The following is a 12930-nucleotide window of genomic DNA, read 5'->3' on the forward strand; positions in this document are numbered from 1 at the left end:
GCTCCACGACGAAAAGGATCATGAGATGTTCCTCACACATCATCCCGCCGCCACACCCGCCCCGAGCACGCGAAACGGGCGGCATCCGATGGATGCCGCCCGTTTCGACGGTGTGCGCGAGGGGGGAGTTGAACCCCCACGCCCTTGCGGGCACTGGAACCTGAATCCAGCGCGTCTGCCTATTCCGCCACCCGCGCATTGGGTGTGTCTTCCGGGCCCTGCCCCTTGGGGCCTTGCGCCTTCCGACACCCAGAACATTAGCACGCTGGCCGGGATGGATTCACATCCCTTTCCCCGCGACCGCTCCCACCGCCCCCGCCGCCCCACCGGCCCCGACGAGCCCGTATCGCCCCGGCCGGCCTCCCCCGAGCCCCTGATGTCGCGACGCCGACTGATTCACGTATCAACCTCGTACCGGTACTCCCCGTCTGTCCAGGAGCCGGGTGGAGTCCACAGCCGGGTGCGGGACACTGGTCTTCGGCCCCCTCTACGATCCATGGCAGAACGACGCCCACGAGCACGGCCGAAGGAGTTCGCCGAAGGAGTTCGAAGAGGGGCTCCGGAGGGAACTTCGTCAGGCGTCGACACCCGTCGACCGGGCCGACAGGGGGAACCAGCCGATCGACCGGCGCGTGGATACGATCAGTAAGCAGTACCAGGTAGGCGGTGCACGAAACGGTGCGCCGGGCAGTACACAGGACGGCAGCTACGGAGGAGGTGCCCCATGGGAGTCCTGAAGAAGTTCGAGCAGCGTCTCGAAGGTCTGGTCAACGGCACCTTCGCCAAGGTGTTCAAGTCCGAGGTGCAGCCCGTGGAGATCGCGGGAGCGCTCCAGCGGGAGTGCGACAACAACGCCACTATCTGGAACCGCGACCGCACCGTCGTACCCAACGACTTCATCGTCGAACTGAGCACCCCGGACTTCGAGCGGCTCAGCCCGTACTCCGGCCAGCTCGGCGACGAGCTCGCCGGCATGGTGCGCGACTACGCCAAGCAGCAGCGCTACACCTTCATGGGCCCCATCAAGGTGCACCTGGAGAAGGCTGACGACCTCGACACCGGCCTGTACCGGGTCCGCAGCCGCACGCTCGCCTCCTCCTCCGCCGGCCAGGCCCCCGGCGCTCCCGGCGGCGCACCGCCGGCCGGCCGCCCCGGCGGCTACGGCCACCCGTCGGCAGGCCCCGCGGGCGCCCCGCCCATGCCGGCCGCACCGCCGCCCGGCGGCAGGCCCGGCGGTGGCGGTTACGGCTACCCGCAGCCCGCGGGCGGCCAGCGGCCCCCCGCCGCCCCCGGCGGACGCACCCGCTACTGGGTCGAGATCAACGGCACCCGCCACCAGATCTCCCGCGCCACCCTGGTGATGGGCCGCAGCACCGAAGCCGACGTACGGATCGACGACCCCGGCGTCTCCCGCCGGCACTGCGAGATCCGGACCGGAACGCCCTCGACGATCCAGGATCTCGGATCCACCAACGGCATCGTGGTGGACGGGCAGCACACCACCCGCGCTACGCTCCGCGACGGCTCGCGGATCGTCGTGGGCAGCACCACCGTTATCTATAGGCAAGCCGAAGGGTGAAGCGGGGGCAATGTCAGAGCTGACCCTCACGGTCATGCGGCTGGGGTTCCTGGCCGTACTGTGGCTGTTCGTGATCGTGGCCGTGCAGGTCATCCGGAGTGACCTGTTCGGCACTCGCGTCACCCAGCGCGGATCACGGCGGGACGCCGGCCGGCCGCAGCAGGCCGCCCGCCAGGCACCTCCGCAGCAGCGCCAGCAGTCCGGCGGCGGTGGCCGCCGCGGCCGGAACACCCCCACCAAGCTGGTCGTGACCGAAGGCACCCTCACCGGCACCACCGTCGCCCTCCAGGGCCAGACCATCACCCTGGGCCGGGCGCACGACAGCACGATCGTGCTGGACGACGACTACGCCTCCAGCCGCCATGCCAGGATCTACCCGGACCGCGACGGTCAGTGGATCGTCGAGGACCTGGGCTCCACCAACGGCACCTACCTGGACCGGACCCGGCTGACGACCCCCACACCGATTTCGCTGGGCGCACCGATCCGCATCGGCAAGACCGTCATCGAGCTGCGGAAGTAGTGCTACACCAATGAATGAGCGCGAGCGGAGCGAGCACGCAGTGGGGGTCCCCGACCAGGGTCCCGGCGCGCTCCCGACCGGAGGGTGGGCAGTGTGGCTCGACACGACCGGCTGTACCCGGAGCCGACTGGCGAGGTGCGCATGAGCCTGTCTCTGCGCTTCGCCGCCGGATCGCACAAGGGCATGATCCGGGAGGGCAACGAGGACTCCGGTTACGCCGGTCCGCGCCTGCTCGCCATCGCCGACGGCATGGGCGGCGCCGCCGCCGGCGAGGTCGCCTCCTCCGAGGCGATCTCCACCATCGTCGCCCTCGACGACGACGTCCCCGGTTCCGACCTGCTCACCTCGCTCGGCACCGCCGTCCAGCGGGCCAACGACCAGCTGCGCATGATGGTCGAGGAGGACCCCCAGCTCGAGGGCATGGGCACCACCCTGACCGCCCTGCTGTGGACCGGTCAGCGCCTCGGCATGGTGCACGTCGGCGACTCCCGCGCCTACCTCCTGCGCGACGGCGTCCTCACCCAGATCACCCAGGACCACACCTGGGTGCAGCGTCTGGTCGACGAGGGCCGGATCACCGAGGAAGAGGCCACCACCCACCCGCAGCGCTCCCTGCTGATGCGGGCCCTCGGCAGCGGCGAGCACGTCGAACCCGACCTCTCCATCCGCGAGGTCAGGGCCGGCGACCGGTACCTGATCTGCTCCGACGGCCTGTCCGGCGTGGTCTCCCACCAGACCCTCGAGGACGCCCTGGCCAGCTACCAGGGCCCCGAGGAGACCGTCCAGAACCTGATCGAGCTGGCCCTGCGCGGCGGCGGCCCCGACAACATCACCGTGATCGTCGCCGACGTCCTGGACCTCGACACCGGCGACACCCTCGCCGGGCAGCTCTCCGACACCCCGGTCGTGGTCGGCGCCGTCGCCGAGAACCAGAACCAGCTCTCCGACAACGGCATCATGCAGACCCCCGCCGGCCGCGCCTCCGGTCTCGGCAGGCGGCGCGGAGAGAGCGGCGGCGGGGGCGAGTTCGGCCCGCCCGGCAGCGGCGACATCACCGGCTTCATCCCCACCGACGGCTTCGCCTACGGCGACGACGACTTCGTCAAGCCCGGCAAGAACCGCCGGTGGCTCAAGCGGTCCGTCTACAGCCTGCTCGCGCTCGCCGTCCTCGGCGGCGGCCTGTACGGCGGCTGGCGCTGGACCCAGACGCAGTACTACGTCGGCACCAACGGCGAACACGTCGCCCTGTACCAGGGCATCAGCCAGGACCTGGCCTGGGTCTCCCTCTCGGAGATCGAGAAGGACCACCCCGAGATCGAACTCAAGTACCTACCGCCCTACCAGCGGAAGCTGGTCGAGGCGACCATCGCCGAAGGCGACCTCTACGGCGCCCGCGCGAAGATCGAGGAACTGTCGGTACAGGCCTCCGCGTGCAAGAAGCAGGCCGAGCGGCGTTCCGCCGAGAGCGAGAAGAACGCGAAGACCGGCGAGGGCGAGGCCGGAGGCACCACGGGAACCACACCCGCCTCCTTCACGTCCAAGGCTTCGCCGACGCCGAACCCCTCGGGTTCGACGAAGGCCCCGGAGCAGTCCACGCCCCCGTCCACGACCGCACCCACTTCCAGCCCCGGCCCCAGCCTCTCGGAGGAGGAGCAGAAGGTCGTCTCCCTGTGCGGTAAGCAGTAGGCAAGCCGTGAGAGGCCCTGTCACACGATGAGCAGTACTACCAACCCGTCGACGCAGCACACGTCCACGATCGGCGCGATCGGAGCGCCCAGCCGCCGCAACACCGAGCTGGCGCTCCTGGTGTTCGCCGTCGTCATCCCGGTCTTCGCCTACGCCAACGTGGGACTCGCCCTCGACGGCGAGATGCCCACCGGACTGCTGAGTTACGGCCTCGGTCTCGGCCTGATGGCGGGCGTCGGCCATCTCGCCGTACGGAAGTTCGCCCCGTACGCGGACCCGCTGCTGCTGCCGCTGGCCACCCTGCTCAACGGCATCGGCCTGGTCGCCATCTGGCGCCTGGACCAGTCGAAGCGACTGCAGGCGAGCAGCACGTTCGTCGAAGCGGCGCCGCGCCAGCTGATGTACTCCGCGCTCGGCGTCGCCCTGTTCATGGCCGTACTGTTCTTCCTCAAGGACCACCGCGTCCTGCAGCGCTACACCTACATCTCCATGGTCGGCGCGCTGGTCCTGCTGCTCCTGCCGCTGGTCCCGGGCCTCGGCCACAACGTCTTCGGCGCCAGGATCTGGATCAAGATCCCCGGTCTCGGCACCCTCCAGCCGGGCGAGTTCGCCAAGATCGTCCTCGCAGTCTTCTTCGCGGGCTATCTCATGGTCAAACGCGACGCCCTGGCCCTCGCCAGCCGCCGCTTCATGGGGCTCTACCTGCCCCGCGGCCGTGACCTCGGCCCGATCATCGTCGTCTGGATCATCTCCATCCTGATCCTGGTCTTCGAGACCGACCTCGGCACCTCGCTGCTGTTCTTCGGCATGTTCGTGATCATGCTGTACGTCGCCACCGAGCGGACCAGCTGGATCGTCTTCGGCCTGTTGATGTCCGCGGTCGGCGCCGTCGGCGTGGCGAGCTTCGAGCCGCACATCCAGACGCGTGTGCAGGCCTGGCTCGACCCGATGCGCGAGTTCGAGCTCAGCCGCGCCGGGGTCAGCGACGGCATCGTCCACTCCGAGCAGGCCATGCAGGCCCTGTGGGCCTTCGGCTCCGGTGGCACCCTCGGCAGCGGCTGGGGTCAGGGCCACTCCGACCTCATCGGCTTCGCCGCCAACTCCGACTTCATCCTCGCCACCTTCGGCGAGGAGATCGGCCTGGCCGGCGTCATGGCACTGCTCCTGCTCTACGCGCTGATCGTGGAGCGCGGCGTGCGCACCTCCCTCGCCGCCCGCGACCCGTTCGGCAAGCTGCTCGCCATCGGCCTGTCCGGCGCCTTCGCGCTCCAGGTCTTCGTCGTGGCCGGCGGCGTCATGGGCCTGATCCCGCTGACCGGTATGACGATGCCCTTCCTGGCCTACGGAGGTTCCTCCGTCATCGCCAACTGGGCACTGATCGGCATCCTGCTCAGGATCAGCGACACCGCCCGCCGTCCGGCGCCCGCCCCCGCCACCAACCCCGACGCCGAGATGACCCAGGTGGTCCGCCCGTGAACAAGCCCCTGCGCCGGGTCGCGATCTTCTGCGGCCTGCTCATCCTCGCCCTGCTCGTCCGGGGCAACTGGCTGCAGTACGCCCAGGCCGACAAGCTGGCCTCCGACGACGAGAACCGCCGCGTCAACATCGAGCGCTACGCCACCCCGCGCGGCAACATCATCGTCGACGGCAAGGCCATCACCGGGTCCGTCGAGTCCAAGAGCGGCGACTACAAGTTCAAGCGCACCTGGACCGACGGTGCCATGTGGGCGCCGGTCACCGGCTACTCCTCGCAGGCCTTCGGGGCCAACCAGCTGGAGAAGCTGGAGGACGGCATCCTCACCGGCAACGACGACCGGCTCTTCTTCCGCAACACCCTCGACATGATCACGGGCAAGCCGAAGGAGGGCGGCAGTGTCGTCACCACCCTCGACGCCGCCGCGCAGAAGGCCGCGTACGAGGGCCTCGGCGACAAGAAGGGCGCCGTCGCCGCGATCGACCCGGAGACCGGCAAGATCCTGGCACTGGCCTCCACGCCGTCGTACGACCCGTCGAAGTTCGCCGGGACCTCCGACAAGGACGCCAAGGCCTGGCAGAAAGTCCAGAAGGCGAACAACCCCGACGACCCGATGCTGAACCGGGCACTGCGCGAGACCTACTCGCCGGGCTCCACCTTCAAGGTGGTCACCGCCGCGGCGGCGCTGGAGGAGGGCCTGGTCACCGACATCGACGCCAAGACCGACACGCCGGAACCGTGGATCATGCCGGACACCACCACGCCCCTGCGCAACCACGGGAACATCCAGTGTGAGAACGCCAGTCTGCGAGAGGCCCTCAAGGTCTCCTGCAACAGCGTCTTCGGCAAGCTCAGCCACGAAGTCGGCAACGAGAAGATGATCGAGTACGCGGAGAAGTTCGGCTTCAACAACCCGGAGCTGGACACCCCCGTACGCGCCGCCGAGAGCGTCTTCCCCGAGGACAACAGGTCGCAGAACGCCATGGCCGGCATCGGCCAGGCCTCCAACCGCGCCACCCCGCTCCAGATGGCCATGGTCACCGCGGCCATCGCCAACGACGGCAAGCTGATGAAGCCGTACATGGTCGACCAGCTCAAGGCCGCGAACCTGGACACCATCGAGACGACCGAACCGCAGGAGCTGTCCCAGCCCCTCTCCTCGGAGAACGCCCAGAAGATCCAGGAGATGATGGAGACCGTCGTCGAGGACGGCACCGGAGGCAACGCCCGGATCGACGGCGTCACCGTCGGCGGCAAGACCGGTACCGCCGAGCGCGGCGTCAACAACAGCGGCAAGCCCTACGCCTGGTTCATCTCGTACGCCAAGACCGACGAGGGTTCCCCGGTCGCCGTCGCCGTCATCGTCGAGGACAGTGCCGCGACCGGTGCCGACATCAGCGGCGGCGGCCTGGCCGCACCGATCGCCAAGGCCGTCATGAAGGCGGTCCTCAAGGGCAAGCAGTGACCCCGGTCACGTCCGCTTCACATCGGTGCACGTTGCGGTACCGGTCCTGTATCAGCTGACGTACTTGGCCAGGTCACACAAAGCGAGCCGGGTACGGTAGGCCCGGACGGCAGCCTCCGGCGGCACAAGTGTGCCTCCCGGGACCGACGGAGAGGGCTGGTAGGTAGCTATGGAAGAGCCGCGTCGCCTAGGCGGCCGGTACGAGCTGGGCCCGGTGCTCGGCCGTGGTGGCATGGCGGAGGTTTACCACGCGCATGACACCAGGCTCGGGCGCCAGGTGGCGGTGAAGACGCTGCGCGCGGATCTCGCACGCGACCCGTCCTTCCAGGCCCGGTTCCGCCGGGAGGCCCAGTCGGCCGCCTCGCTCAACCATCCCGCGATCGTCGCGGTCTACGACACGGGCGAGGACTACATCGACGGGGTCTCCATCCCGTACATCGTCATGGAGTACGTCGACGGCTCCACGCTCCGTGAGCTCCTGCACAGCGGCCGCAAGCTGCTGCCGGAGCGCACGCTGGAGATGACCATCGGCATCCTCCAGGCCCTGGAGTACTCCCACCGGGCCGGCATCGTCCACCGCGACATCAAGCCGGCCAACGTCATGCTGACGCGCAACGGCCAGGTCAAGGTCATGGACTTCGGCATCGCCCGCGCGATGGGCGACTCCGGCATGACGATGACCCAGACCGCGGCCGTCATCGGCACCGCGCAGTACCTCTCGCCGGAGCAGGCCAAGGGCGAGCAGGTCGACGCGCGTTCCGACCTGTACTCCACCGGCTGCCTGCTGTACGAGCTGCTGACCGTCCGGCCGCCCTTCGTGGGCGACTCCCCGGTCGCGGTCGCCTACCAGCACGTACGGGAGGAACCGCAGCCGCCGAGCGTCTTCGACCCCGAGATCACGCCCGAGATGGACGCGATCGTGCTGAAGGCGCTGGTCAAGGACCCCGACTACCGGTACCAGTCGGCCGACGAGATGCGCGCCGACATCGAGGCCTGCCTCGACGGCCAGCCCGTCGCGGCGACCGCCGCCCTGGGCGCGGTCGGCTACGGCGGCTACCCCGACGACCAGCCGACGACGGCCCTGCGCCAGGATGCCGGTGCCGCGGCGGCGACCTCGATGCTGCCGCCCATGAACCCGGACGACGGCGGCTACGGCTACGACGACCGCCAGAGCCGCCGACGCCAGCCGAAGAAGAACAACACCTCGACGATATTGCTGGTCGTGGCGGGTGTCCTGGTCCTCATCGGCGCGATCCTGATCGGCCGCTGGGCCATCAGCGGCAGCGGTGGCGTGGGCAACGACAAGGTCGCGACCCCGAACTTCGTCGGCGAGACCAAAGCGGACGCCGAAAAACTCGCCGTCAACGGCGACTTGCAACTGACCTTCGAAGAAGCACCCTGCGAGGAGCAGAGCAAGGGCAAGATCTGCGACCAGGACCCCGACGCGGGCGTCAAGGTCGACAAGGACTCCACCGTCACCCTGACGGTGTCCACCGGGGCACCGAAGGTCGCGGTGCCCGACGTGCAGGGCCTCACCTACGAGAAGGCGAAGTCCCAGCTCGAGGAGAAGGGCTTCACGGTCGAGCAGGAGACGGAGGTCTCCGACCAGACCCCGGGTGTGGTCATCGGACAGGACCCCGAGGGCGACACGGAGCAGGAGAAGGGCAGCACGATCACCCTCACCGTCGCCAAGGAGGCGGACAAGGCCACCGTGCCCGACGTCACCAACAGGACCTGTGACGAGGCCAAGACGCAGATGACCGCCAACGAGCTCGTCGGCAACTGCGTCCAGGTGGAGACGGACAACCCGGCCCTGGTCGACAGGGTCATCGGAACCGATCCCGTGCAGGGCACCCAGCTCGCCAAGAACTCGCCGGTGACCATCCAGATCGGCAAGGCCAAGGAGAACCAGACCTTCGCCATGCCGAAGGTCACCCAGATGACGGTCGCCCAGGCCAAGCAGGTTCTCGCCGGGGCGGGCCTGCAGCTCGAGAAGATCCAGGGCGGTGGCGACGACAACGCCATAGTGCTCCAGAGCACCCCGCAGGAAGGCCAGCAGGTCAAGAAGGGCGACAAGGTCACCTTGGTCGCCCTCGGCGGCCAGCAGGGCAACAATGGAGGCAACAACGGCGGCGGCATCTTCGGCGGCCTCACCGGCGGCCGCGACGACGACTGACGCGTAGCACCCCGTACGACAGGAGCCCCGGCCCTCTCCGGAGAGGGCCGGGGCTTCCGTCATGAGCCCGCCCCGCACACGCGTCCTCGCTTCGCTCGTGCCTTCGCCCGTCACCCCTCGTTGATCGGGTGGGGTGGGGCATCTGAGTTCTGCCCCGAGCACCGAACCGAAAGGGGCAGAAAGTGATCAACGAATCCGCACTCCTGGAGTCGAAGACTCTGCGCAGCAGCGTGCTGGACCGGACGGACGTCCTCGACAGGGTGAAGGCCCTGTCGCTACTGCCGGACGGGATGCATGTGACGACGGCGATGGCGGCGGCGTACTTCGAGGTCACGATCGAAGCCGTCCGACAACTGACCAAGCGCCACCGTGAAGAGCTCGAAGTCAATGGAATGGCGGTACTCCGAGGCTCTGACCTGCGGCAATTCGAGAGTGACAACATGTCACGCTCGCTGGGAAGTTATCCACAGGCCCGTCGGAGCCTCACCATCTACTCCCGGCGAGCCATCCTCAACGTCGCCATGCTCCTCCGCGACAGCCACGTCGCCCGTCAGGTACGCACCTACCTGCTCGACATGGAGTACCTGGCCCGCACACAGCCTGTGGAAAACCCTCCGCAGCCCGACCCCGCCCTGCTCGACGACCGCATCGACCAGCGGATCACCCGCATTCTCGGCACGACGGTCGTGCCGATGTTCAACGCCCTGATCGCCACCTCCGGTGAACACCGCCGCGAACTCATCGAGCTCCGCGAGGACATCGAGAACGTCGAACGCACGCTGTGCCGGCACCACCGCCGGATCAGCGGCCTGGAGGAAGAGATTCCGACAGACCGGGTCAGGGACTCCATCGCGGCCATGACCTGGCAGGCGTTCGAACGTCATGTGGCCGACCTGCTGCGCCGGGACGGCTGCAACGAGGTCGTCGTACGACAGACCTACATCGACCGGGGCATCGACATCACCGCACGCACGGCCGACGGCCGTACCGTCGCCGTCCAGTGCAAGAACCGGGCGGGCCACCGCCACGTGCCGAGCTCGGACATGCAGAGGTTCGCCGGAGCCGCGCGAGCCGTCGAACGCGTCGACGTCGCCCTGTTCGTCACCACGTCCTACTTCAGCCACGAAGCACAGGCGATCGCCGACCTGAGCGGAGTCCTCACCGTGGACCGTGCGGAACTGGAGGCGTGGAGCGCCGGAGCGCGGCTGAAAGCACTGCGCTAGGACCATGGGCAGAAGGCCCGAAGCCGCAAAAGCAGGTTGCGGCTTCGGGCCTTCGCCATGGTAGACAACCGTCCCCCTCGGCAGGGGGATTCAGCGCAGTTCCTCCGGCGGTGTCCGTTCCTCGTCCACCTTCTCCGTGCGGACCAGTTCCCCCCACACGATGTACCGGTACTTGCTGGTGTACACCGGCGTGCAGGTGGTCAGCGTGATGTAGTGGCCGGCCTTCTTCCTGCCGGACTCCTTCGGGATCTTCCCGAGGACGTCGACGTTGTACTTCGAGGTCTCGGGGAGGATCGCGTAGGTCTTGTAGACGTACCAGGTGTCCTTCGTCTCGAAGACGATCGGGTCACCCTTCTGGATCTTGTGGATGCCGTGGAACTTCGCGCCGTGCCCGTCCCGGTGGGCGGCGAGGGAGAAGTTGCCCTCCTTGCCTGAGGTCGGCAGGGTCGCCTTCACGGGGTCGGTGTAGTAGCCGGCGACGCCGTCGTTGAGGACCTTCATCGACGTGCCCTTCTCGACGAGGATCTCGTCACCGCTCATCGCGGGCACGTGCAGGAAGCCGATGCCGTTCTTGCTGTCGTAGGAGGCGGGCTCACCGCTGCCACCGCCGTCGTCGGACTCCTGGGACCAGGAGTCGCGGACCTTGTCCGCCTGCTTGTCCGCCGCGCGGTCGGCGACGACGTTCGTCCACCACAGCGAGTAGACGACGAACAGGCCGAGCACCAGGCCCACGGTGATGAGGAGTTCCCCGAAGAAGCTGACCACCATCGCCACCGGCCCCAGCCTGCGGCGGCCCGGTGGCGGCGAGGACGCGGGCGCGTCGGCGTGTTCTTCGGTGTCGTCGGCGGTCGCTGCCACGTTTCCTCTGCCCTTAACTGACGAGCGCATCCGGCTTGCCCTTGCTGCGCGGCCGTTCCTCGACCATCTTGCCCCAGACGATCAAGCGGTACTTGCTGGTGAACTCCGGTGTGCACGTGGTCAGCGTGATGTAGCGGCCGGGCCCGGTGAAGCCCGAGCCCTTCGGCACCGGGTCGAGGACGCTCACATTGCTCGGCGACGTCACCGGCAGGATCGACGCCATCTTGTAGACGAAGTACTCGTCCTGCGTCTCCACCACGATCGGGTCGCCCGGCTCCAGCCGGTTGATGTACCGGAACGGTTCCCCGTGCGTGTTGCGGTGGCCCGCGAGCCCGAAGTTGCCGGTCTTCGCGTCCGGCATCGCCGTCTTCAGCGCGCCCTCCGCGTAGTGCCCCACCATGCCGCGGTCGAGCACCTTCTTGCTGCTGATGCCCTCGGCGATCGGCACCACGACGTCCAGTTTGGGGATGTGCAGCAGCGCGAAGCCCTGCCCCGGCTCGAACGCCCCCGGCTTGCGCTCGCCGCTGGCCCAGTCGTCCTGGAGGTCGCTGACCTCCTTGCCGGCCTGCGCGTGCGCCCGCACGTTCGTCCACCACAACTGGTAGGTGACGAACAGCAGCATGAGCACACCGCAGGTGATGAACACCTCGCCGATGGCCCGGCTCGCGACGACCGCCGGACTCGCCTTGCGCGCCCGCGCCTGCCGACGCGCCTCCACCCGCGACAGCGGCGCCCGTGGCACCCCCTCAGGCGCCTCTGACGCCCCTTCCCGGCCCGCGTCCGCACCAGGGCCCTCCACGGCCTTGTGAGAGCCTCCACGGCGCCCGTGGCGCTTCCTGGCGGCCTTCCTGCGGGCCGCACGCCCGCCCGGCGCCGCTAAAGGAGCCGACGCTGACTCCTCACGCGCCGTCCGAGCCGTCCGCTCCGGCGGCTCGGGGATCCGCAGCGCCACCGTCTCCTCGTCGACCGGCGGCAGATACGCGGTGCTCTCGGCAGCGCCGCCACAGGAGCCGGACGCCGTGTCGCCGTACCAGCCGTCCCCGTACGCGCCCGGCGCCCCGTACGGCTGTCCGCCGTACGAGGTGTCCTGTTCGCCGGCGCCGCCGTAGGCGTCGGCGCCGGACTCGCGCTCGGGGCGCAGCGCGGTCACGCCGTGGCCCTGCCCACCACCGGGGCGAGCCCCGCCGACCTCGCCACCGCGCCCTCGTCGCCGCACTCCACCAGCCAGTTGGCCAGCATCCGGTGGCCGTGTTCGGTCAGCACCGACTCGGGATGGAACTGCACACCCTCGACCAGGAGTTCACGGTGCCTCAGCCCCATCACCATGCCGTCCGGCGTCCTGGCCGTGACCTCCAGCTCCGCCGGTACCGTGGCCGGGTCGGCGGCCAGCGAGTGGTAGCGGGTCGCCGTGAACGGGGAGGGCAGGCCCGTGAAGACGCCCTTGCCCCCGTGCTCCACCGGCGACGTCTTGCCGTGCAGCAGCTCGGGCGCACGGCCCACGACACCGCCGTACGCCACCTGCATCGACTGCATGCCGAGGCAGACGCCGAAGACCGGCACCCCGGTGGACGCGCAGTGCCGGACCATGTCCACGCAGACGCCGGCCTCCTCGGGAGTGCCGGGGCCCGGCGACAGCAGCACCCCGTCGAAACCGTCCTGGGCATGCGCCGTCGACACCTCGTCGTTGCGCAGGACCTCGCACTCGGCGCCCAGTTGGTAGAGGTACTGGACCAGGTTGAAGACGAAGCTGTCGTAGTTGTCGACGACGAGAATGCGCGCGCTCACTGGTTGTCCACCGTCACATCGTTGAAGGGCAGCAGCGGCTCGGCCCACGGGAAGACGTACTGGAAGAGGACGTAGACCACGGCGACGATCAGCACCAGTGAGATGAGTGCCCGCACCCATCCGTTGCCCGGCAGATGCCGCCAGATCCAGCTGTACATGCC

11 protein-coding genes and 1 tRNA gene are annotated in these 12930 nt (G+C 68.8%); 7 read left to right on the forward strand and 5 right to left on the reverse strand.

Annotation, left to right across the window (positions count from 1 at the left end; all coding sequences use genetic code 11):
* Window positions 1–113: 113 nt before the first annotated feature.
* Window positions 114–197 (reverse strand) — tRNA-Leu (locus tag AMK33_RS14970).
* A 527-nt stretch (window positions 198–724) separates the two neighbouring features.
* Between AMK33_RS14970 and AMK33_RS14975 the strand changes: the two genes are divergently transcribed.
* From AMK33_RS14975 to AMK33_RS15005, 7 genes are all read left to right on the forward strand, one after another.
* A complete protein-coding gene (locus AMK33_RS14975; RefSeq protein WP_073933298.1) occupies window positions 725–1579 on the forward strand; it encodes an FhaA domain-containing protein in 855 nt (284 codons plus the stop codon).
* Between the two features lie 10 nt (window positions 1580–1589).
* On the forward strand, window positions 1590–2102 hold the full coding sequence (locus tag AMK33_RS14980) for an FHA domain-containing protein FhaB/FipA (protein WP_073933299.1): 513 nt from the start codon (window positions 1590–1592) through the stop codon (window positions 2100–2102).
* A gap of 141 nt (window positions 2103–2243) precedes the next feature.
* Window positions 2244–3788: a Stp1/IreP family PP2C-type Ser/Thr phosphatase gene (locus AMK33_RS14985; protein WP_073933300.1), complete on the forward strand. Its 1545-nt coding sequence runs from the start codon at window positions 2244–2246 to the stop codon at window positions 3786–3788.
* Window positions 3789–3815: 27 nt separating this feature from the next.
* The gene (locus tag AMK33_RS14990) at window positions 3816–5264 is read left to right on the forward strand and encodes an FtsW/RodA/SpoVE family cell cycle protein (protein ID WP_073933301.1); all 1449 of its coding nucleotides are present in this window, start codon (window positions 3816–3818) and stop codon (window positions 5262–5264) included.
* Window positions 5261–6727 (forward strand): peptidoglycan D,D-transpeptidase FtsI family protein, encoded by a 1467-nt coding sequence (locus tag AMK33_RS14995; protein ID WP_073933302.1) that lies wholly within the window; start codon window positions 5261–5263, stop codon window positions 6725–6727. Before AMK33_RS14990 ends, AMK33_RS14995 begins: the two co-directional genes overlap by 4 nt.
* Window positions 6728–6896: 169 nt before the next feature.
* A complete protein-coding gene (gene pknB / locus AMK33_RS15000) occupies window positions 6897–8903 on the forward strand; it encodes a Stk1 family PASTA domain-containing Ser/Thr kinase (protein WP_073933303.1) in 2007 nt (668 codons plus the stop codon).
* Window positions 8904–9085: 182 nt separating this feature from the next.
* The gene (locus tag AMK33_RS15005; protein WP_073933304.1) at window positions 9086–10126 is read left to right on the forward strand and encodes a restriction endonuclease; all 1041 of its coding nucleotides are present in this window, start codon (window positions 9086–9088) and stop codon (window positions 10124–10126) included.
* Between the two features lie 90 nt (window positions 10127–10216).
* On the opposite strand, the gene AMK33_RS15010 is transcribed toward AMK33_RS15005, so the two are convergent.
* Genes AMK33_RS15010 through AMK33_RS15025 form a run of 4 tightly spaced genes read right to left on the reverse strand, consistent with a single transcriptional unit; the run spans window position 10217 to window position 12927 of the window.
* On the reverse strand, window positions 10217–10984 hold the full coding sequence (locus AMK33_RS15010; RefSeq protein WP_073933305.1) for a class E sortase: 768 nt from the start codon (window positions 10982–10984) through the stop codon (window positions 10217–10219).
* A gap of 13 nt (window positions 10985–10997) precedes the next feature.
* On the reverse strand, window positions 10998–12134 hold the full coding sequence (locus AMK33_RS15015) for a class E sortase (RefSeq protein ID WP_073933306.1): 1137 nt from the start codon (window positions 12132–12134) through the stop codon (window positions 10998–11000).
* The gene (locus AMK33_RS15020) at window positions 12131–12769 is read right to left on the reverse strand and encodes an aminodeoxychorismate/anthranilate synthase component II (RefSeq protein ID WP_073933307.1); all 639 of its coding nucleotides are present in this window, start codon (window positions 12767–12769) and stop codon (window positions 12131–12133) included. Before AMK33_RS15020 ends, AMK33_RS15015 begins: the two co-directional genes overlap by 4 nt.
* Window positions 12766–12927 carry a hypothetical protein gene (locus AMK33_RS15025; RefSeq protein WP_185931086.1) on the reverse strand — a complete coding sequence of 54 codons (162 nt, stop codon included), beginning with the start codon at window positions 12925–12927 and terminating at the stop codon, window positions 12766–12768. The genes AMK33_RS15020 and AMK33_RS15025 overlap by 4 nt, the downstream gene beginning before the upstream one ends.
* Window positions 12928–12930: the final 3 nt, after the last annotated feature.

The sequence above is a fragment of the Streptomyces sp. CB02400 genome (genome assembly GCF_001905725.1).
Classification (GTDB): domain Bacteria; phylum Actinomycetota; class Actinomycetes; order Streptomycetales; family Streptomycetaceae; genus Streptomyces; species Streptomyces atrovirens.